This window comes from Brevibacterium antiquum, from assembly GCF_016107655.1.
Classification (GTDB): domain Bacteria; phylum Actinomycetota; class Actinomycetes; order Actinomycetales; family Brevibacteriaceae; genus Brevibacterium; species Brevibacterium antiquum.
Window position 1 is genome coordinate 137392 of sequence record NZ_JABASX010000010.1, and the last position, 19962, is coordinate 157353.

17 protein-coding genes, 2 pseudogenes and 1 riboswitch are annotated in these 19962 nt (G+C 64.1%); of the genes and pseudogenes, 6 read left to right on the forward strand and 13 right to left on the reverse strand.

Going from position 1 to position 19962, the window contains the following annotated elements; genetic code table 11:
• Positions 1-171 precede the first annotated feature (171 nt).
• Genes JFC13_RS16400 through JFC13_RS16410 form a run of 3 tightly spaced genes read right to left on the reverse strand, consistent with a single transcriptional unit; the run spans position 172 to position 3699 of the window.
• A complete protein-coding gene (locus JFC13_RS16400; protein WP_198398118.1) occupies positions 172-1524 on the reverse strand; it encodes an aldehyde dehydrogenase family protein in 1353 nt (450 codons plus the stop codon).
• Positions 1521-2354, reverse strand: coding sequence for a gamma-glutamyl-gamma-aminobutyrate hydrolase family protein (locus JFC13_RS16405; protein ID WP_332839451.1), 834 nt, complete (start codon positions 2352-2354; stop codon positions 1521-1523). Before JFC13_RS16405 ends, JFC13_RS16400 begins: the two co-directional genes overlap by 4 nt.
• The gene (locus JFC13_RS16410) at positions 2335-3699 is read right to left on the reverse strand and encodes a glutamine synthetase family protein (protein WP_198398119.1); all 1365 of its coding nucleotides are present in this window, start codon (positions 3697-3699) and stop codon (positions 2335-2337) included. Before JFC13_RS16410 ends, JFC13_RS16405 begins: the two co-directional genes overlap by 20 nt.
• A gap of 463 nt (positions 3700-4162) precedes the next feature.
• On the opposite strand from JFC13_RS16410, the gene JFC13_RS16415 reads away from it, so the two are divergent.
• Complete coding sequence (locus JFC13_RS16415) at positions 4163-5725, forward strand: amino acid permease (protein ID WP_198398120.1); 1563 nt, start codon at positions 4163-4165, stop codon at positions 5723-5725.
• Between the two features lie 170 nt (positions 5726-5895).
• Here the strand turns inward: JFC13_RS16415 and JFC13_RS16420 are convergent, their stop codons facing one another.
• From JFC13_RS16420 to JFC13_RS16435, 4 genes are all read right to left on the reverse strand, one after another.
• Positions 5896-7383, reverse strand: a complete 1488-nt coding sequence (locus JFC13_RS16420; protein WP_198398121.1) for a catalase — start codon at positions 7381-7383, stop codon at positions 5896-5898.
• Between the two features lie 227 nt (positions 7384-7610).
• Positions 7611-8993 (reverse strand): hypothetical protein, encoded by a 1383-nt coding sequence (locus JFC13_RS16425; RefSeq protein WP_198398122.1) that lies wholly within the window; start codon positions 8991-8993, stop codon positions 7611-7613.
• 225 nt (positions 8994-9218) lie between these two features.
• Positions 9219-9734, reverse strand: coding sequence for a HutD family protein (locus JFC13_RS16430; protein ID WP_198398123.1), 516 nt, complete (start codon positions 9732-9734; stop codon positions 9219-9221).
• Between the two features lie 21 nt (positions 9735-9755).
• Positions 9756-10118 carry a VOC family protein gene (locus tag JFC13_RS16435; protein ID WP_198398124.1) on the reverse strand — a complete coding sequence of 121 codons (363 nt, stop codon included), beginning with the start codon at positions 10116-10118 and terminating at the stop codon, positions 9756-9758.
• Positions 10119-10184: 66 nt separating this feature from the next.
• A riboswitch (TPP riboswitch) is annotated at positions 10185-10290 on the forward strand.
• Between JFC13_RS16435 and JFC13_RS16440 the strand changes: the two genes are divergently transcribed.
• The 4 genes from JFC13_RS16440 to JFC13_RS16455 all read left to right on the forward strand — a co-directional run bounded on the left by JFC13_RS16440 (position 10287) and on the right by JFC13_RS16455 (position 14278).
• Complete coding sequence (locus JFC13_RS16440; protein ID WP_198398125.1) at positions 10287-10979, forward strand: TenA family protein; 693 nt, start codon at positions 10287-10289, stop codon at positions 10977-10979. (Overlaps the previous riboswitch by 4 nt.)
• Before the next feature lie 134 nt (positions 10980-11113).
• A complete protein-coding gene (locus JFC13_RS16445) occupies positions 11114-12103 on the forward strand; it encodes an ATP-grasp domain-containing protein (RefSeq protein ID WP_198398126.1) in 990 nt (329 codons plus the stop codon).
• Positions 12103-12795: a nucleoside/nucleotide kinase family protein gene (locus JFC13_RS16450; RefSeq protein WP_198398127.1), complete on the forward strand. Its 693-nt coding sequence runs from the start codon at positions 12103-12105 to the stop codon at positions 12793-12795. Before JFC13_RS16445 ends, JFC13_RS16450 begins: the two co-directional genes overlap by 1 nt.
• Before the next feature lie 4 nt (positions 12796-12799).
• Positions 12800-14278 carry a phytoene desaturase family protein gene (locus JFC13_RS16455; protein WP_198398128.1) on the forward strand — a complete coding sequence of 493 codons (1479 nt, stop codon included), beginning with the start codon at positions 12800-12802 and terminating at the stop codon, positions 14276-14278.
• On the opposite strand, the gene JFC13_RS16460 is transcribed toward JFC13_RS16455, so the two are convergent.
• From JFC13_RS16460 to JFC13_RS16475, 6 genes and pseudogenes are all read right to left on the reverse strand, one after another.
• Complete coding sequence (locus tag JFC13_RS16460) at positions 14250-15230, reverse strand: DMT family transporter (protein ID WP_198398129.1); 981 nt, start codon at positions 15228-15230, stop codon at positions 14250-14252. The genes JFC13_RS16455 and JFC13_RS16460 overlap by 29 nt on opposite strands.
• A gap of 98 nt (positions 15231-15328) precedes the next feature.
• Entirely contained in the window at positions 15329-16087 is a 759-nt protein-coding gene (locus JFC13_RS19475) for an aminotransferase-like domain-containing protein (RefSeq protein ID WP_232488704.1), read from the reverse strand.
• A gap of 113 nt (positions 16088-16200) precedes the next feature.
• Positions 16201-16518 (reverse strand): annotated as a pseudogene (locus JFC13_RS19945) (PLP-dependent aminotransferase family protein); the annotation flags it as partial.
• A 188-nt stretch (positions 16519-16706) separates the two neighbouring features.
• Positions 16707-18014 (reverse strand): hypothetical protein, encoded by a 1308-nt coding sequence (locus JFC13_RS16470; protein ID WP_198398130.1) that lies wholly within the window; start codon positions 18012-18014, stop codon positions 16707-16709.
• A gap of 36 nt (positions 18015-18050) precedes the next feature.
• Positions 18051-18293, reverse strand: coding sequence for an EamA family transporter (locus JFC13_RS19485; protein WP_232488706.1), 243 nt, complete (start codon positions 18291-18293; stop codon positions 18051-18053).
• On the reverse strand, positions 18293-18994 hold the full coding sequence (locus JFC13_RS16475; protein ID WP_232488707.1) for an EamA family transporter: 702 nt from the start codon (positions 18992-18994) through the stop codon (positions 18293-18295). Before JFC13_RS16475 ends, JFC13_RS19485 begins: the two co-directional genes overlap by 1 nt.
• A gap of 90 nt (positions 18995-19084) precedes the next feature.
• Here JFC13_RS16475 and JFC13_RS16480 point away from each other — a divergent pair.
• Positions 19085-19903: pseudogene (locus tag JFC13_RS16480) on the forward strand (LysR family transcriptional regulator); the annotation flags it as partial.
• Between the last annotated feature and the right edge of the window lie 59 nt (positions 19904-19962).

Sequence of the window (19962 nt, forward strand, 5' to 3'; positions counted from 1 at the left end):
CACTGTGAGTTCGTGGGAGCAGTGGAGCGGTGGCTTCTGTCTTAGGTGGTCGTTCTGGACCGATTTCCGGGGAGAACTTCGGACCAGAATGACCACCTAAGCCTGCCGCCGCGCTCTGCTCGGTGTGCTGCTGCGGGCTGCTGGCCTCTCTGCGGGTCAGTCGGTGGCGGGTCAGTCGGTGGCGATGAAGAGGTTCTTCGTCTCCGTGAACGAGTCCATCGCGTGGGGGCCGAGTTCGCGGCCGATGCCGGAGCGTTTGAACCCGCCGAAGGGAGTCGAATAGCGCACCGCGGAATGCGAGTTCAGCGACAGCGCCCCCGAGTCGACACCCCGGGCGACCCGCAGTCCGCGGCCCACGTCGCGGGTCCATATCGACCCCGAGAGGCCGTAGGGCGAATCGTTGGCCATGCTGATCGCCTCGGCTTCGTCCCGGAAGCGCTGCACGGTCACGACGGGCCCGAACACCTCCTCGGTGACGATGCGATCACGCGGTGACTTCGGCAGCACGACCGTCGGCGCCATCCAGTAGCCGGCGCCGCTGGGGGCGCTGCCGGTGAACGCGATGTCGACACCATCGAGGAATCCGACCACGCTCTCGTGATGGCCAGCGGAGATGAGCGGCCCCATCTCTGCCTCCTCGAGGCTGGGATCGGTGACGACCACTCCGGAGACCGCTGGTTCGAGGAGTTCCATGAAGCGGTCGAAGACAGAGTCGTGGACGAGGATGCGTGAGCGCGCGCAGCAGTCCTGGCCGGCGTTGTCGAAGACGCCGTAGGGTGCGGTGGCCGCGGCGAGTTCGAGGTCGGCGTCGTCGAAGACGATGTTGGCGGACTTTCCGCCGAGTTCCAGCGTTGTCCGTTTCATCGTCTTGGCGGCGTCGGCCATGATCGACTCGCCCACCGAGCTCGATCCGGTGAACACGATCTTCGCGACGCGGGGATCGTCGGTGAAGGTCTGGCCGACGACGGATCCTTTTCCGGGGATGACCTGGAAGACATCGGCGGGAAGCCCTGCCTGCAGAGCCAGCTCGCCGAGGCGGATCGCCGTCAGCGGGGTCAGCTCGGCGGGTTTGAGGACCACGGTGTTGCCTGCGGCGAGCGCCGGTGCGAAGCCCCAGCCGGCGATCGGCATGGGGAAGTTCCACGGCACGATGATTCCGACGACACCGAGCGGTTCGTTGAACGTGATGTTCACTCCCCCTGCCACGGGAATCTGATCGCCGAGGTGACGCTCGACTCCGCCCGCGAAGTAGTTGAGGACGTCGCGGACGTTCCCGGCCTCACCCCGGGCGTTGCCGATGGTGTGCCCGGCCTCGGCGACTTCGAGCGCGGCGAGGTTGTCGATGTCGGCGTCGACGGCGCGGGCGAAGGCGCGCAGCAGTTCGGCCCGCTCGGCCGGGGGCGTGGCCCGCCACCGGGTGAAGGCGTCGGCGGACCGGGCGATCGCATCCTGCGTCGCTTCGGCGCTGTGGGCATCGACCGAGGTGATGAGGGCCTCGGTCGCGGGGTTGATCACTTCGGTCATCGGTGGGCCTCCGTTGTCGTCTGTGCTGGTGTGGCTGTCGTTGTCGTGCTTGTGGGTGTCGTCAGTGGTCCGCTCATGCGCTGGTTCGCAGCCGCCACAAGGCCTGCGAACAGCCGGAGATCGTCCAGAGTCTCCTCCGGATGCCACTGCACCGCGAGCATCGAGCCGTCTGGGGTCTCGAGGGCCTCGATGCAGCCGTCGGCGGAGCGTGCGCTCACGATCAGTCCATCGCCGAGGCGGTCGATGGCCTGGTGATGATGGCACCTGACCGTGGCACCGGTTCCGATCAGGCCGGAGACTGCGGTATTTGGTGCGGTCTGCACTGCCACCTCGGCGAATTCGTCCTTCTTGGGTGCTTCATGGGCACCGTAGCCGTCGAGGTCGGGCAGGTGCTGGTACAGGGAACCGCCGTGGACGGTGTTGACGATCTGGGCGCCGCGGCAGATCGCGAAGACCGGCACTTCCGCGGTGCGCGCGTGGCGGTACAGGGCGGTCTCGAAGGAGTCGCGACGCACGTTGGGCACCTGGGTGCGGGGGTGGGCCTGCGCATTGTAGAGACCGGGGTCGACGTCGTCGCCGCCGGTGAGGATGATGCCGTCGAGCTCGGCCACCTCGTTCAGCGTCCAGGGGTCTTCTGGGGGCAGGAGGACGACTCGACCGCCGGCGCGCGTGACAGCGGTGACGTAGACGCTGGGGAGGAATGCCGCGTCCCGGTCCCAGACTCCGAACTGGCCGCGGCCGTAGTAGGTGGGCAGTCCGATGAGCGGGCGGCGCATCGTCGGGTCGAGGGCTGCGCTGCCGAGCGTTGGGTCAGAGTCGTTCGAAGCCACGCCGGACCTCCCAATCGGTGACGGCGGCGTCGAAGGCCGCCATCTCCACGCGACCGGCGTGGGTGTAGTGGTTCACGACCTCGTCGCCGAAGGCATGCCGGGCGACGTCGGAGGACTCGAAGGCTGCGACGGCATCGTGGAGGCGGCGTGGGATGGTCGGGGCATTCTGGGTGTAGGCATTGCCGGCGAGCGCCTCGGGCAGTTCGAGTTCGTTCTCGATTCCGTGGATTCCGGCCGCGATGAGGGCGGCGCTGGCCAGGTAGGGGTTGGCGTCTGCGCCGGGGACCCGCTGTTCGAAGCGCAGGGCGGGGCCGTGGCCGACGATGCGCACGGCACAGGTTCGGTTGTCCCACCCCCAGCCGACTGCCGTGGGGGCGAAGGAGCCGTCGGCGAAGCGTTTGTAGGAGTTGACGTTCGGGGCGTAGAGGTAGGTGAAGTCGTGCTGAGTGGCGACGACTCCGGCGACGAAGTGCTTCATCGTCGTCGACATCTCGGTGCCGTGGCCTACCGGGAAGACCGGTGTTCCGTCCGCGTCGCGCAGGCTCATGTGAATGTGGCAGGAGCTGCCTTCGCGGTCATTGGGTTTGGCCATGAAGGTCACCGACTTGCCTTCTTGGTCTGCGATCTCCTTGGCACCGAGTTTGTAGACGACGTGGTTGTCGCAGGTCGTCAGCATATCGGTGTAGCGGAAGCCGACCTCGAGCTGGCCGAGGTTGCATTCGCCCTTCGCGCTTTCGGTGTAGAGACCGGCTTCGTCCATCTCGTTGCGCAGTCGTCGCAGGTAGCCTTCGACCTGGCCGGTGCCGAAGAGGGAGTAGTCGATGTTGTAGGTGCTGGCGGCTTCGAGGTGGCGGTAGTCCTTCGCCATCGCCTCACGGTAGCCGGTGTTGTAGAGGGCGAATTCGAGTTCTGTGGCACCGATGGGCGAATAGCCCAGCTTCTCCAAGCGCTCCAACTGAGCCTTGAGGACCTGACGAGGAGACACGCTCAACGGGGATCCGTCGAGGAGGGCCAAGTCGCATTGGACCATGACCGTCGCCGGGTGCCAGGGGATGCGGCGCAGGGTCGAGTAGTCGGGGACGAACATGAGGTCGCCGTAGCCGCGCTCCCACGAGGTGAGTTCGTAACCGTCGACGGTGTTCATCTCCACATCGGCGGCCATGAGGTAGTTGCAGCCTTCGGTCCCGTTGTCCATCACCTCATCAAGGAAGAACCTGCCCGTGATCCTCTTGCCCTGAAGCCTGCCCTGCATATCCGTGGCGGCGATGAGCACTGTGTCGATGCGGCCGGCGGCGATCTCTGCCTGCAGCTGCTCCAGGGTCATATCTGATGAAGTCACGCTCATGGTTCCTCTTCTCGGTAGCCCACCCAGGCGATGAGTTCGCATCCTTGCGACGGACTGGGTCACGCATCGTTGCGGTGGTGGTTCTGTACGGCAGTGGCGGCTTGCGGCGGATCAGGAAGACTCTCATATTTAAGGTATGCCACCGAACCATTTGCGCGCAATAGCTGGAGAGAAATTGGCGACAATGCTGCTTTGCGGTCTGAACAAATACCTATTGACAAACCATAGGCGCGGTGACAAGCTCAACGTCAGAACAGAGCTGTGAACTGCATCACGCACTATTTTCGCGGCTTCCGCACGCGTTGTACGGTCGCGGTCCCGACGGAGGTGCAGGTGTCAGCGTCGGTGTCAGTGCCTGTCCACCAGCCGGATTCCGACGATGTCGATCGGTCAGCGAGGACCGATCGGGCCAGCCAGGCAACCGGCCAGCGGAAGCAGCCATTTCGAGAAGAACGGTGTTCCCATGAGCAATGAATCCTCTCCACCCGACGATCCGGCGCCGGCCCTCAGCGCTGATGAGGCCAGTCTTGCCGAGCTCGGCTACAAACAGGAGCTCAAGCGCGGCATGTCGGGCTTCGGCAACTTCGCGGTCTCCTTCTCCATCATCTCGATCCTCGCCGGCTGCATCACCTCCTACAGCATTGCGCTGGGATCGGGCGGCCCGGCAGCGATCACGATCGGGTGGCCGCTGGTCGGCATCTTCGTCCTCTGCGTGGCACTGGCCATGGCCGAAGTCTGCTCGAAGTACCCCACAGCCGGTGGCCTGTACTTCTGGGCCGGTCGTCTGGCCAAACGCAATAAGCGGCATTGGGCCTGGTACGTGGGATGGTTCAACTTCCTCGGCGAGGTGGCGGTGACCGCAGCCATCGACTACGGCGCGGCGACGACCATGATGGCCTTTGCGGCATTGACCTTCGGGGTCGTGCCCACTGCGCTCAACACCTTCGTCCTGTTCCTCGTCATCATCACCCTGCATGGTCTGCTCAACACCTTCGGCGTCAACCTGGTCAACCTGCTCTCCGGCGTCTCAGCTTGGTGGCACATCGTCGGTGTGCTCGTCATCGTCGCAGCTTTGTGGATCATGCCCACGAAGCATCAGTCGTTCAGCTGGACCATGACGGCCTGGCACAACGAAACCGGGTTCACGTTCATGCCGTTCGTCTTCCTCATGGGCCTGCTCATGGCTCAGTACACCTACACCGGCTATGACGCTTCGGCGCACGTGGCCGAGGAGACCAAGAACGCTTCGACCGCAGCACCCAAGGGCATCGTCATGAGCGTCCTGATATCGATCATCGGCGGTTGGATCCTGCTGTACTCGATCACGGCCGCGATCCAGGACGGTTCCGAGGCGGGGCTGACTGCTCTCAATGCCACCGCAACGGGACTGCCGCCGGCGCAGGTGTTCCTCGATGCCCTGAACAACCCGACGATGGCGAAGTTCCTGCTCTTCATCGTCTGCGGCGCCCAGTTCTTCTGCGGCATGGCCTCGGTGACGGCGAACTCGCGGATGAGCTACGCGTTCTCCCGCGACGATGCGATCCCCGGATCCAAGTACTGGAAGAAGGTCAATCCACGCACCGGCACACCCACGAACTCGATCTGGCTGTGCATCGTGCTGTCCTCGATCCTGACGGTGCCGGCGCTGTTCAATGAGACCGCTTATCTGGCGGTGACGAGTGTGGCGGTGATCGGTCTCTACATCGCCTACGTTGCACCCGTACTGCTGCGGCGACTCAAGGGCGATGCGTTCAAGCCGGGTCCGTGGAATCTGGGTCGGTGGAGCGCAGTCATCGGGTGGATCGCCGTCGTCTGGGTGATCTTCATCTGCATCCTGTTCGTGCTGCCACCGACCCTGCCGATCACCATCTCGACCTTCAACTACTCCCCCATCGCGGTCCTCGCCGTGCTCGTCCTCAGCGTTGTGCTCTGGTACGCCCGCGGCAAGGAGCACTTCATGCAGCACCTCGACAAGGAGCAGCTGGCCATCGACGAGAAGAAGCTTCTCGACGAGATCGACGACTGAGTTCGCAATCCGGTCCGCGGACCCGGATCCGCGCTCAGCCATCGCCGGACGCGCAGATGCCACTGGCCCGGATGTCTCACTAGGAGGGATCCGGGCCAGTGGCATCTGCGGGCCGCAGCCAGCCGGGCGGGAACATCAGCTCTGCGCCGACTCCGGCACCGGCTATCGACTCACGCGGTCTCGGATCTGTACTTGTCCTCGATCGCCCGACCCACCTCGGCGTCGATGTTCTTCCAGTACGTGAACACGTTGGTCAGCACAGGCTCTTCCACGCCGTCCTTCAGTGCACCGACGACGGTCTCGATGAGGCCCTGGCGCTCCTCTTCGGAATAGACCTCACGGACCAGGGTGTGTGCCTGACCGAAGTCGTCGTCCTCTGCGTGGAGAGTGGCGGCGCTGCGGACCAGCTCACCATCGGACTCCCACCGTGCTTCGACCTGAGTCTCCTCGGCTTGGTACGGACGGCCGTAGGAGTTGGGCGCATAGTTCGGGGCATCACCTGAATGGTGGTACTCCATCTGACCTTCCTTGTCATAGGAATTGGTCTTCGTGATGGGAGCGTTGACCGGCAGCTGGTTGAAGTTGGTGCCGATGCGGTTGCGCTGCGCATCCGGGTAGGAGAAGACGCGGCCCATGAGCATCTTGTCGGGCGAGATTCCGGTGCCCGGCACGGTGTTCGAGGGGCTGAATGCGGCCTGCTCGATCTGCGCGAAGTGGTTCGACGGGTTCTTGTTGAGCGTGAACTTGCCGATCTCCATGAGCGGGTAGTCCTTCTTCGACCAGGTCTTCGTCAGATCGAAGGGATTGAACCGGTAGGTCTTGGCCTCTTCATACGGCATGATCTGAACGCTGACGGTCCATGACGGGTAGTCGCCGCGCTCAATCGCGTCGAACAGGTCGCGACGGTGCATGTCCGCGTCCTCGCCGGCCATCCGTCCGGCTTCCTCGTTGGTCATGTTCTCCACGCCCTGGTCGGTGTGGAAGTGGTACTGGACCCAGAACCGTTCGCCGGCTTCATTGGCCCACATGTAGGTGTGCGAGGAGTAGCCATTCATGTTGCGCCAGGTCTTGGGCAGGCCACGCGGTCCCATGAGGTAGGTGACCTGGTGTGCCGATTCCGGCGAAAGCGACCAGAAGTCCCACTGCATGTTGTTGCTGCGCAGTCCCGAATCGGGGGTGCGCTTCTGCGAGTGGATGAAGTCGGGGAACTTCATGGGATCGCGGACGAAGAACACGGGGGTGTTGTTGCCCACCATGTCGAAGTTTCCGTCTTCGGTGTAGAACTTGAGTGCGAATCCGCGCACGTCGCGCCAGGAGTCGGGTGAGCCCAGCTCACCGGCGACGGTGGAGAATCGTGCGAGCATCGGTGTCTTCGTGCCCTTCTGCAGGAACTTCGCCCGGGTGTAGGCGGAGACGTCTGCAGTGATCTCGAGTTCGCCGAAGGCGCCGGATCCCTTGGCGTGGGGGCTGCGCTCGGGAACGCGTTCGCGGTCGAACCGAGCCAGCTTCTCAACGAGTGCAACATCGTGGAGGAGGAGCGGGCCGTCTGCTCCGACACTCAGCGAGTGCGCGTCGGACTCTCGTGGGGCACCTGATTCGGTCGTCGAGGGCTTCGTGCCGTCGAATCCTGGATGTTCATGATCAGCGTGTTTAGTCATTGCTTCTCCTTCAACCGATTGAGCGACGGGGAGTCATTCTTCCCGGTCCACTTCATCCATCATAGGACGAACATCGCTCGCCTGTATGCGATGAAGCGAAGGCCGATCACGGCTCCCCTGATATCGAGTTCCTGGCAGCGTGCAGAAGACTGGCGCAACCGATTTTCACGCTATCCAGGTTCCTTTCTCGGTACAACCAAGGCCACCCTGCTCAATATTCCTGACCCTCAGCCTGCGGCAGTCGCGGCGCTTCCACCGCCTGCAGAGCTCGAGCCGGAACCGCTGCCCACACCGTCACCAGAGCCTCCGCTGGAGCTGGATCCTCCACTCGAGCTGCCGGAGCCAGAGCTTCCTGCTTCACCCTGCGAGCCGGAACTCGAGCTCCCGTCCGTCGAGGTTGCGCCCCCGCCCGAGGTGTCCGCTCCGGCACTGCTGGATCCGCTTGAATCGCTGGCGGCTCCTGCGGTGTCGTCGCCGGTGGTTGTGGATGAACTGGCATCGGTGCCCTGGTCGGTCCCCGTCTGATCTGCAGTCGAGGAGGTGGTGGAGCTGCCCTCGTTCGCCGAGGTGGACTGTCCTTCACTCGTCGACGAGCTCTCGGCTCCGCTGCCCTGATTCGGGTTCTGGCCGGGCTGGGAATCGTCCCCGGAGGAGCTGGATTCGGCAGTGCCGCCGCCGTCTTGCGATGTTTCGGAGTCATCCCCGGTGCCGGAATCTCCGGTCACTGATCGTGAGATCTGTGAGGTGCCGGGCGAGATGTCGGCGTCGGTGAATGATTCGGCCATGACTACGGCACCCAGGCCGATTCCGAATGTCGCCACCCCGATAGCCACCGGGTAGAGGACGCGTTTGCGGCGCAGCTTCTGCCACCACGTCTTCGGTTCCTCGTTGGCCGCCTCGGTGGCATCGGGTGATGGGTGCTGCGCTGACGGAACGTCGACGGTCGTGGCTGCGTCCGCCTCGTCGCTCAGGCTCCCGAAGGTGCTGGTGGCGTGGGATCGCTGAGTCTTGGCACCGAGTGACTTCGCCTTCACTGCAGGAGCGAGCTTCGTGCCGACTTCTCTGATCTTCTCTTTGCCCTTGTCGAGGCTGCTGGTGTAGAGCGTCACCGCGAGTCCGGTGATGATGCTCGCGACCCCTGCACCGACGACCGTTCCGGCAACGCCCAGCTGCCCGCCGATGACCGAGGAGGTGGCTGCGGCTGCGGCACCGGCGACGAGCTGGGTCGCCGAGACCCTGCTCTCGCTCTTCTCCTTCTTCTCGCCGTCGTCGCCCTTCGCATTCTCGGCAACGTCATCCTTCGCTGTCGATTCACCGACTGCAGTGGTGCTCTCCTGCATCATCCGAGTCGCCGAGCCTGCTGACACCGGCTGTTCTTCGCGTCGGATCGGATTCGGCGGCATCACCGGTGTGCTCACGTGCGAGCTCGGCGTCGGTGTCGACTGGGTGTTCCTGGCGTGTGTGGCGGCGAGTTCTTCGGTGATCAGAGGCAGGGTCTGTGATGCCTGCACGGTCGATTCGGATCCGCCGTCTTCCGATGCTGATCCGTCGTGAACGGACGCTGCGACGCTCTGCCCGTTCAGTCTGCCTGACTCATTCTGCTTCGACACCAAAATACCTCCGATGACTGGTCCCTGAGTTCAGTATCGCCCGTCCATTTTCGGAGTTCCTGACCCACCCCCTCAGAAGCTGGGACAACACTGTGAGAAGGCAGCGCCTCCATGGCTGTTGACCTGCGATGATGCCGATCCGTGTGACGCACAGGACATGCGCTTTGCAGGATACTCGCAGGTCCGAATTCGACCGCCTCGAGGACCGCTGTCTCAGTCGCCGTCTCAGTGCAGAATGGCCACGCCGAGGTGATCGGGAAGAACGTCCGATTCCTCGAGTTCCAGCACTTGGAATCTCGGGTAGCCGGCACCCGACTCCAAGGTCACTGCGAAGAGGTCGGAACCGGTCGATCGCGTCGACATCGCCATCCCGACTTGTTCCGATTCTGCGCCGTCGTCGGACTCGACCATGAGGTTGAGGGCGAAGCACGGAGTGCCCAGTTCGATGAGGGAGACAATCTGGTCCCCACGGAATCTCTGAGGTTCATCTTGGGCGACGCAGTGCCCCTGTCCGTCGATCTCAAGGACAACCTCGGCGCCGATAGGAAGGAACGTGCGTGCCAAGCCCGGCAATGGGGAGAATGCAGCCGGACGGTCCAGACGCGCGATGCTCAGGCGCCACCGTCGTCGGCTCGGGGTCAGATTTTGGGATTCGATGAGCGAGACGAGCTCGGTCGTCTCCCCCGCACCATTGGCCCATGGAACCGGTTCGAGGTCATCGAAGGAGGTGATCACGCGCATGTGATCATTCTAAACGGGAGTTCAGTTCGCGCAGAGGCAGAACGGGTGCCCGGCAGGGTCGAGGAAGACGCGGAAGGTCTCGCCCGGTTGCTCGGCAGCCTTACCGGCGCCGATTTCGGTCACCGCTGCCTCTCCGACGTCCAAGTCGTCGACCATGACGTCGATGTGCATCTGCTGCGGATGCGCCTGGCTCGGCCAACTGGGAGCGTGGTAGTCCTCGACCTGCTGGAAGCAGATCGGCGGCCAGGAATCGGATGTGATCTCTGCCCAGGTGCCGTCGTCATCGACTCTGACTTCCCAGTCGAGGAGTTTGCCGTAGAACTCCGCGAGTTCGCGGGCGTCAGGGGCATCTAGGACGATGACGGGCTGCTTTGCGATAGCCATGATGTGAGTCTACGCCGCGGGGGTGACATGGGGAACAGCCTGACGATCAGAGCTGGTGTTAGGCTCGAACCACCCCAGGGGAGCGCCGAGAAATGGCGCTGAGAGTGCGCGAGCAGACCCTTTGAACCTGATCCGGTGAGCACCGGCGGAGGAAGTGAGGACACAGCGATGACCACTATTCATGTGCAGCCAGGTGGGGCCGTGGCAGCGATGAGAGCACAATCGGCAAAGACCTGGGAGGCGGCAGTCGGGCATAGGTTCGTCACCGAACTGTTTGCCGGCACGGTCGATGACTCCGTGATGAGTCGGTACCTGACTCAGGACTACCAGTTCTTCGAATCGTTCCTCTCGATGCTCGGCGCGTGCGTCGCTCACGGCGATGCCCTCGGGCCCAAGCTGCGATTCGCCAAGCAGCTCGGCTTTCTCGAAGCCGACGAGAATTCGTATTTCCTCATGGCCTTCGCCGAGGTGGGTGTCCCTGCCGCCGACTACGCTGACCCCCAGCTGGCCGGGCCGACCGAGGGGTTCCGTGACCTCATGGACGAGGCCGTCGTCTCAGCCTCCTACGCAGAACTGCTCGTCGTGCTCGTCATCGCCGAATGGCTCTACCTCGATTGGGGCGAGCGCTCGGATCCGATGCCTCCACGCCGGGTCCATTCCGGGTGGATCGACCTGCACCGCGGTGAGGCCTTCCGGGCCTGGGTGCAGTTCCTCGTCGACGAACTTGAGCGCGTATTCCCCACCGGTGAGGACGCAGAATCCGCCGCGGCGCGAGGCCGACTGACTCACATCTGGCACCGTGGCGTCGACCTCGAACTGGCCTTCTTCGACGAGGCGTACGCGCAGAACGAGACCCGGTGAAGCTGGAGCGCCCGGTTCACATTCTGCGTCGCTCGCTTCAACGAGGCTGCTCGGACTAGGATTGTTGAGCAGAACAGGTGTACGGGTGCATCCAGTCACCCTTCGCCGTCGCTGGAGGACGCGAGGTAATACAGATGAGCACGCAGCTGCTTCCCGTCACGGACGGTCCGGCGGTCTACATCATTCATGACAATCCCGAATGGATCGCGCCGTTTGCGCAGGCCCTCGATCGATCAGGCATCCCCTTCGTCGAGTGGCTGCTGCCTGAGGTCTCGATCGACCTCACCACCGAGCCGCCGCAGGGCCTGTTCTGGTCGCGGCTGTCCGCCTCGGCGCACACTCGCACGGATCCGCATGTCAAGGACTATGGGCGTGCGGTGCTCGCCTGGCTCCAGACCGCAGGACGCACCGTCATCAACGGCGCAGACGTCTACGAACTCGAAGTGAGCAAGATCCGCCAAAACCGCGAGCTTGCCATTCGCGACTTCGACACCCCGCGCACCTCGGCGGTCTTCGGCAGCGCTGCGCTGTCCACGGCGGCACGCGATTTCGTCCCGCCCTTCATCACCAAGCACAACCAGGGCGGCAAGGGACTCGGCGTGCGCCTTTTCGAGTCTCATTCCGAACTCGATGAGGCTGCGAGTGACTTCGCCGCCGGTGGTGCAAACGAACCGATCGACGGAATCACACTGGTCCAGGAATATGTGCAGCCGGCGCAGCCGTTCGTCACCCGTGCCGAGTTCGTCGGCGGCCGGTTCCACTATGCGGTGCGAGTCGATGTCTCCGATGGGTCCTTCGAATTGTGCCCCGCCGAGGCATGCGAGATCCCCTCCGCATCTGCCGCACCGCTCGACCCGTTCTCCGTGCGTGAGGACATCACCGCGCGCACGCCCCTCATCGGCAGGCTGGAGACGCTCCTGGCCGAGCTGCACATCGACATCGCTGGAATCGAGTTCATCGAGACTGCCGATGGCCGCCAGGTCGTCTACGACATCAACACCAACACGAACTACAACCCGAGCGTCGAAGAGGGCGAGCGCACGGCCGGACGCACCGCTGCCGCGGACCGGATCGCCGAGTACATAGCCGCCGAGGTTGCCGCGATGTCTGTGTCCCACACTTGATGTCTGACCGTCGCGCAGTTCTCCACCAACTGCTCTCACTGCTGCGCGGGGTCAATATCGGCAAACGAGTCCTTGTCGCCATTGATGGGCTCGACGGTGCGGGCAAAACCGTCTTAGCCCAAGAGCTCGTCGAGGTGGCCAGCCAGGACGGATTGCGCCCCATTGCGTCACTGAGCATCGACGGATTCCATCATCCCCGCTCGATTCGGTACGCGAACGGTCAGGGCCCCGATTCCTTTTATCGGGATTCCTATGACTACGATGCCTTCACTCGGTCCGTCGTGACTCCGTTCAGACATGGTCTGTCGATCGCGCCAGCGGTCTGGGATGTTGATGCCGACACAGCCGCCCCACCGACAGAAGACTCCTTGCCAGAGGACTGCGTCCTCCTCGTGGATGGGATCTTTCTCCACCGGCCCGAGCTTCGGGAGCTGTGGGATGCAAGTGTGTGGGTGCAGGTTCCCTTCGCTGTGTCTGTGCCCCGTGGGAACGAACGCTTCGCCGGGCAGTTCGATTCTGCTCCCGAGTCGCAGTCCAACCATCGTTATGTCGGCGGGCAGCGTCTCTACTTCGCGCAATGTTCACCCTGGGACCATGCCACTTGGATCCTCGACAACGACGATCTGGCGCACCCCACGGTCAGGGATAGTCCGTCCTATCAATGGTCGTGTCACCCCACTCCCCTAGACTGAAGCTATGAGCAACGCTGAGGTAGATGCCGTCGTCGTCGGATCGGGCCCCAATGGCATGGCCGCCGCCGTGACCATGGCTCGAGCCGGTCTGTCCGTGCAGGTGTACGAGACCCAATCGACCATCGGCGGTGGTGCCCGCACCCTTGACTTGGGCCTGGCTCCGGGCATCACCCACGACATCTGCTCTGCCGTGCACCCCTTGGCGATCTCGAGTCCTTTCTTCGTCGACTTCGACCTGCGCGCTCGGGGCCTCGAGTTCACCACTCCGGAGGTCTCCTACGCCCAGCCGTTGGACAATCAGCCCGCTGCGCTGGCCTTCCACGATCTCGAAACGACGGTCGACCACCTCGGCGCGGCCGGACCCGAATGGCGACGGTTCTTCGCTCCTCTCCTCGAACGTGTCGATGACGCGATCTGGCTCTCCCTCGGTGACAAGCGCTCCGTTCCGGAGACCCTGCGCGATGTTCCCGGGATCGCCAATGTGGTGAAATTCGGACTGCGGCTGCTGTCCCAGGCGAGCCCGGCCTGGAACATTCCGCTTTCACATGAGACGTCTCAGTCGCTGTTCACCGGTGTTGCCGCACATGCGATCGGTGGGCTGCCGGCCATGGGCACGGCCGCCACGGCCACCATGCTCTCGACCGTCGCCCACGCTGCCGGATGGCCGTCCCCTGTGGGTGGTTCGCAGGCGATCATCGACGCCATGGTCGCCGACCTCGAGGCCCATGGCGGCACGGTGACGACGAACGCGCGCATCGAGCACGTCTCCGATATACCGCCCGCCCGTGCCTATCTCCTCGACACCTCGGCACTGAATGCGGCTCAGATCTTCTCCGGCCTCATCCCGGCCAAGGTCGACAGATCGCTGCGCAGCTTCAAGCAGGGCAACGCCGCAGCCAAGGTGGACTTCGTCCTCAACGGGCCCGTGCCCTGGGCCGATCCCAACATCAACCGCGCCGGCACCATCCACGTCGGAGGAACCAGGACGCAGATGGCCGCCGCCGAGGCGGAGGTGATCGCCGGACGCATGCCGACCCACCCTGTCAGCTTGGTCTCCGACCCGACCGTGTTCGACCCATCGCGTGAAGTGGGCGGCCTGCGACCATTGTGGACGTATGCCCATGTCCCCTTCGACTGCCCTCTCGATCCGGCCGAATACATCATCAGACAGATGGAGCGCTTCGCCCCCGGCTTCCGCGACACGATCGTGACCTACAACTCGATCCCCGCATCGGAGATGGCAGGCCACAACCAGAACTACATCGGCGGCGACATCGCCACCGGGCTCGTCTCCTTCTACCGGATGATGGCCCGCCCGCGCACCAGCTGGGACAACTACAGCCTCGGCGTCCCCGGCGCCTACCTGTGTTCGGCAGCGACGCCACCGGCACCCGGCGTGCACGGCATGAACGGCTGGTTCGCCGCCAAACGGGCGCTGAAGACACGGTTCGGAATCACCGAGGCGCCGAGCCTGGCGCCCTGAGCTCGTCCCCTGGACTCCGAGCAACGTGGGATCTCCTCCGCAATCGCCACACCCCGTTGGCCACGGCCACCGCGAGGACAACGAGGCCTGCACCGATCGCCTGCCCCAGGGTGAGCATTTCGCCGAGGATGAGCGCCGCGAGCACAAGGGCGAGCACGGGCTGGATGAGCAGCAGGCTCGCCGTCATCGTCGGCACCAATCGGACGCTGCCCCTGTTGATGAACAGCCACGCCACCACCTGCCCCAACAGGGCCAAGGCGATGAGGTACATCCATGACTTCGGGCTGATCCCGGCCAGGTGGAGGCCGCCGGTGAACTGCGCGATGATCGCCGAGGTCACCGCCGCCGAGGCTGTCGCCCAGGCCAACGGCTGAAGTGTTCCCTCGGCCTTGCGCCTGGTCCCACGGCGGGTGAGGAACATGTACACCCCGTAGCCGATACCCGCGATCAGACCGAGAACGGTGCCGAGGACGGCACTGTCCCCCACCTCGGTCAGCGTGACGATGCCTCCCACCAGGCCGACGCCGATGAGCATCAGCGGAAGTGCGATGAGGAAACGTGGACTCACACGCTCACGATCGACGAGCAGCGCGAGCAATGGCAGGACGATGACCTGGACATTGACGAGCACGGTCGAGACACCCGCGCCCACGAGGTAGATCGACGCCGTCCACGCAATGTAGTCGATGCCCAGCGCGATACCGGCCGCGATCGCCCAGAGGACCCCTGTCCGAGAGAGTCCGCCATGGCGTCGGCGCTCAAACAGAGCCAGGGGCACGAGGGCGATGACGGCGATCGCACACCGCAGCACGGCCGTCGTCGCCGCATCCACGCCCGCAAGCTTGACCAGGATCGCCGAGATCGACAGGCACAGAGCACCCCCGAGCACCGCCGAGACGGCGAGCGCGGTCTGCGGCTCCGGCGTCGGAGCGGACCTGGGTATGAAGGTCATATGCTGACCGTATGCCCGCGGGCCCGATTTGGCACTATCTGCGGCTCATATCGGGACCGTCCAGGCTCGCCCCGGCGATGATGAGAGGTGATTCTCGCTCAGATGTGTTCGTTGAGGATCGCGCCCAACAGGGTCAGGGCATCGACCATCTCATCATCGGACTGGCCCGAGTAGCTGAACCGGGCATAGTTACTGCGGTGTTCGGTTGGGAAGAACGATTCGCCGGGCACGTAGGCGACCCGTGCTTCGGGCAGGGCGTGTTCAGCCATGAAGGCGGTCGTGTCGAAGCCTTCGGGGAAGGTCACCCAGGTGAAGAGCCCACCTTCGGGCCTGGTCACGGTCACCTCGGCGGGGAAATGTTCGGTCATCGTCGAGACCATGAGGTCGCGCTTGGCGCGGTAGACCCCGCGCATCGCTGAGACGTGGGCATCAATGTCGAAGGTGTCGAGGAAGCGCGTCACCGCTGTCATGTTCAGGGTCGACGATTGGGTGTCGGCGGCGAGCTTGAGCAGACCGAGCTTGTCGAGGATCTCCGGTGCCGCGCTCACCCAGCCCAACCTCACTCCGGGGGCGAGGATCTTCGAGAAGCTGCCGAGGTGAATGACCCGGTGCTCGGTGTCGAGTGAGGCCAGGGTCGGCAGCACTTCGCCCTCGAAGCGCAGCTCACGGTAGGGCGAATCCTCAAGCACGAGAACGTCGTATTCGTTGGCCAGCTCGATGATGCGCTTCCGGCGTGCGAGGCTGAGGCTGACACCGGTCGGGTTCTGGAAGTCGGGGATGACGTAGATGAACTTGATGTTCTCGGTCGTGGCCAGCCTCGTCTCAAGGGCGTCGACGTCCATACCCTCGGAGTCCATGTCAACGGCGGCGTACTCGGGCTGTGGCAGGGGTTGAAGGCGATGAGGGCACCGAGGAAGGTCGGGTTCTCCGTGACGATGACATCGCCTGGGTTGATGAGCAGCTTCGCCACCAGGTCCAGGCCCTGCTGGGCGCCCTGGAGAATGAGAACATCATCAGCATTCGTTGCCGAACCCGCGCTCGACATGCGTTCGGCGATCTGGGCCCGCAATCCGGGCAGTCCCGCCGAGGCCGTGTACTGCAGTGCGGTCGCACTCTCCTTGCTCAGGATCTCGGTATAGATCTGCTGGAGTTCGGCCGCGGGGAAGAGTGCGGCATCCGGGTACCCACCACCGAAGGAGGTGATGGAAGGATCGTCACCGTATTTGAGCAGCTCACGGATGGCGGAGGGCTGAACGCGAACGATGCGATCGGCGAACTTCGATGACACTGTTTCTCCTTTGAAGACTCAGCCATGAACACTGGCGACATGACAGGTGCTGACGGTACGGACACCACCGGTGATCCGCTGAGCATACAACCGAATCATGGTGCTCGGGTGCGGTGTCCGTGGAGCAATTCACAGCGCTCAGATCATAGTTCGGTGCGTTCCCGCGGGGACGTTTCTGCTCGCCGACTTCACTGTGTCGGCGGTCGCTGCCACGCATCTGCATCGTTGTCGTAGACCCACTCGACCACCTCGGTGACAGAGTCGACCACGTCATTCAGCCAGAACGTCATATCCGGGTGCCAGCCCGCCATAAGGCTCGCAGTGCAGTCATCGGTGTTCCCGATCGTGGGCAGGGACGGTGAAGCTTCCACGAGACTGTGATCTCCGACTTCCACGACGGAGCCTGCGGTGCGCAGGTACCCGGCCAAACTCACGTGCACCCCATCGAAGTCCTCGGCCACTCGTGACCAGTCGGGGATCACCCACCGGCCCTTGCGCCCGGTCGTCTCGAACCAGACATAACGGCGTTGAGCAGTGACGTCGAGCGGAAAGCGCCGACACAGCTGCGCCCAGTCCTCGGGCCAGCGAATCTCAGCGATGCGGGCCTCCTGGCGCAGGCGCACGCGGCAGACCCGCGCGCGTTCGAGACCGAAATCGTCTTCGACGAGTTCGACCCCGATCGGGGTCTGGTCCGGCCAGGTTGATGTTGAGGTCCAGAGCCCATCGGGCGGGGTCGACCACCATTCGCCGCTGAGCTCGTCATTGGGGTCTTTGGCCAAGTCGTGACGGTACTCGGTTTCCGTGGTGAGGACGTGGCCGAGCCACTCATCAAGGCCCCATGGCAGTTTGCCCCCGTCCCCCTCCGCAGACGAGAAGAGATCGGCGAGCGAGATCGCGGGCCGGCTCTCTGCTTGGCCGATCGGGCCTGCCGGGTGCGTGAACATCGCCGGCAGACCGCCGCGATGTTCTTCATCGTCCCAGGCCAGAGCCCATTGGTTCTCCGTGTCGAGGGGACGGGACCACGCGTCGAGCAGACCGGTGCCGATGAGCACCTCTGCGAAGAGTCGCAGGGCCTCACGCACCTCGGGTTCAGCGGCGACATGATCAGCCCCGTGCGGAGGCTGCCAGTACATGGCCCCTCCGATCACTTCAGCCATCGCGTGCTCGAGCTCGGCCTGGTTCGGGTTCGAGGGTGTGACGAATCGCAGCGTCTCAGCGACGTCGCCGGCCGTCACTGCGCCGGATTCCGGTTCCGAGTCACCCTCACCGAGGTACATCGCCACCGCGGCCCCCTTCGCCTTGTCGGCAAGATAGCCGGCGATGAAGACAGCACTGCGGAACTCGTCCAAGGCACGCGCCGACGCTGTGAGGGCCTGGCCTTCGTCATCGAATTCGTCCTCACGCCCGCTCAGTGCCAGTCCCAACACGAGCGAGCGTCCCCGCGGGGACGCCAAGAGATCCTCAGCAGTGAGCGGGCGGTCATGCGACATAGTCATGGGCACAACACTAGTTCGGTGTCAGGGACCGCGCCGTCAGGACGTCCCCGCGGGGACGTCGGCCACGTCTTCGACGTCTGTGGGCACCGCCTCGGCGAGGATCTTCGGCCCTTTCGCAGCGCGCATGCCCGCCCCGAGGACGCCGATGATGACGAGGACGGCTCCGCACATCTCCGCCACAGACACCGTCTCGCCGAGCACGAACCAGGCGGCACTCATACCGACGATGGGAACGAGCATCGAGAACGGTGCGACGACTCCAGCGGGGTTGCGCGACATCAGCCACGACCAGATGCCAGAACGAGGATGGTGGCGATGACAACGGTGTAGGCGAGCCCGGCGAGGCCCAGCCATCCGGTGGGAGTCATGAGCGTCGTCATCGACTGCCCGATAGAGTCTGGCCCCTCGACGACCAACGCAAGAAGGAGCATCGGCACGGGCGGAACCACCGACATCCACATCGTGAACTTCACCGGCTCGACCGAGTGCGCATGACGGTTGCAGATGTTGCCGATCGCCCACCCCAGCCCGCCGGCCAGTGTGAGCAGGAACGGCAAGAAGCTCGCGCTCGAGTCCAGTCTCTGCCAGCCCACGACGCCGAGCCCGGCCATGGCCACGATGAGGAACGCCATCTGTGATCCGCGGACCCGCTCTCGCAGGAACGTCATCCCCAGCAGCACCGTGAACGGCCCCGAAGCCTGGAGCACGAGGGAGGCCAGCCCCGCAGGCATCCCCGCCGCCATCGCCCAGTAGAGGAACAGGAACTGGAGGAGCCCGAAGCCGAGTCCGTAGCCCACGATCCAGCGGAACTTCACGTCCGGTTTCGGGATGAACAGCAGCGCCGGAACGGCCAGCACGGCGAAGCGCAGGGCGACGAGGAAGAAGGGTGGGAACTGTTCGAGCGAGAAATCGATCGCCAGGAAGTTCAGTCCCCACATCACGGCCACCGAGGCAGCGAGCAAACAGTGTTTGAATGACATGACTTCATTCTCGAGTCGCCAGACAGTTAATACAATCGAAATGTTCTACACATACCTTGCAGCCCTACTTCACTCTTGTAGCATTGGCACATGGACCCCAGGCATCTTGAGCTGCTGCGCCGACTCGACGAACTCGGCAGCGTGACTGCCGTGGCCAGGGCGACGTATCGCACGCCTTCGGCGATATCGCAGCAGCTCAAACAGGCCACACGGGATCTCGGACACACCCTCGTCGAACCCGAGGGCCGCGGGCTGAAGCTGACCAGTGCGGGCAGACTGCTGGCGGCAGGTGGTAAGGACGTGGCCTCAGCAATCGCCCGCGTGCAGGCGGACTGGGAGGACTACCTCGGCGATCCCTCCGGTGAAGTTCGGATTGCCGGGCTGCCCAGCGCTCTGGCCTACCTTGTGCCTTCTGCATTGCAACAGCTGCGGGAGACGAGCCCGAGGATCACCCTGCGCACCGTCGATGTGGATCTGGCCGAGCACGAGTTCGCGGGCCTGACCTCCGACGTCGACATCGTCATCGCCCACAGCCTGATCTCCGAACGTCCGGCCGGGACCGAAGGGCTGAGCGTTGAGTGCCTGGCGACCGAACCCATCGATGTCGCGCTCGCGGACTCCCACCCTCTGGCTCGCCGGGATCATCTGAGACCCGAGGACCTCGTCGACGCTGAGTGGATCTGCGTTCCCCACGGATTCCCATTCACCACGATCCTGACGTCGATCGAACACGTCACAGGACGTGAGCTCGAGGTCACCCAGCGCATCCGGGACAACCGACTCATCGAGGCGATCGTGGCCTCAAGCGACCAGGTCGCCCTGCTGCCGCGATTCACGACCCCCAAAGACGCCGGACTCACGCTCCTCCCTCTGACAGGGGTCGCAACCACGCGTTGGGTCGTGGCGGTCATGGCTCCCGATACGGCCGAGCGCGCAGCCGTCAAACGTGTGCTCGACGCACTGCGGCA

Coding starts and splice junctions, on each gene's coding strand:
- JFC13_RS16400 (WP_198398118.1), bottom strand. CDS start 1,524: ATGACCGAAGTGATCAACCCCGCGACCGAGGCCCTCATCACCTCGGTC.
- JFC13_RS16410 (WP_198398119.1), bottom strand. CDS start 3,699: ATGAGCGTGACTTCATCAGATATGACCCTGGAGCAGCTGCAGGCAGAG.
- JFC13_RS16415 (WP_198398120.1), top strand. CDS start 4,163: ATGAGCAATGAATCCTCTCCACCCGACGATCCGGCGCCGGCCCTCAGC.
- JFC13_RS16420 (WP_198398121.1), bottom strand. CDS start 7,383: ATGACTAAACACGCTGATCATGAACATCCAGGATTCGACGGCACGAAG.
- JFC13_RS16430 (WP_198398123.1), bottom strand. CDS start 9,734: ATGCGCGTGATCACCTCCTTCGATGACCTCGAACCGGTTCCATGGGCC.
- JFC13_RS16435 (WP_198398124.1), bottom strand. CDS start 10,118: ATGGCTATCGCAAAGCAGCCCGTCATCGTCCTAGATGCCCCTGACGCC.
- JFC13_RS16440 (WP_198398125.1), top strand. CDS start 10,287: ATGACCACTATTCATGTGCAGCCAGGTGGGGCCGTGGCAGCGATGAGA.
- JFC13_RS16445 (WP_198398126.1), top strand. CDS start 11,114: ATGAGCACGCAGCTGCTTCCCGTCACGGACGGTCCGGCGGTCTACATC.
- JFC13_RS16450 (WP_198398127.1), top strand. CDS start 12,103: ATGTCTGACCGTCGCGCAGTTCTCCACCAACTGCTCTCACTGCTGCGC.
- JFC13_RS16455 (WP_198398128.1), top strand. CDS start 12,800: ATGAGCAACGCTGAGGTAGATGCCGTCGTCGTCGGATCGGGCCCCAAT.
- JFC13_RS16460 (WP_198398129.1), bottom strand. CDS start 15,230: ATGACCTTCATACCCAGGTCCGCTCCGACGCCGGAGCCGCAGACCGCG.
- JFC13_RS19475 (WP_232488704.1), bottom strand. CDS start 16,087: ATGGACTCCGAGGGTATGGACGTCGACGCCCTTGAGACGAGGCTGGCC.
- JFC13_RS16470 (WP_198398130.1), bottom strand. CDS start 18,014: ATGACTATGTCGCATGACCGCCCGCTCACTGCTGAGGATCTCTTGGCG.
- JFC13_RS19485 (WP_232488706.1), bottom strand. CDS start 18,293: ATGTCGCGCAACCCCGCTGGAGTCGTCGCACCGTTCTCGATGCTCGTT.
- JFC13_RS16475 (WP_232488707.1), bottom strand. CDS start 18,994: ATGTCATTCAAACACTGTTTGCTCGCTGCCTCGGTGGCCGTGATGTGG.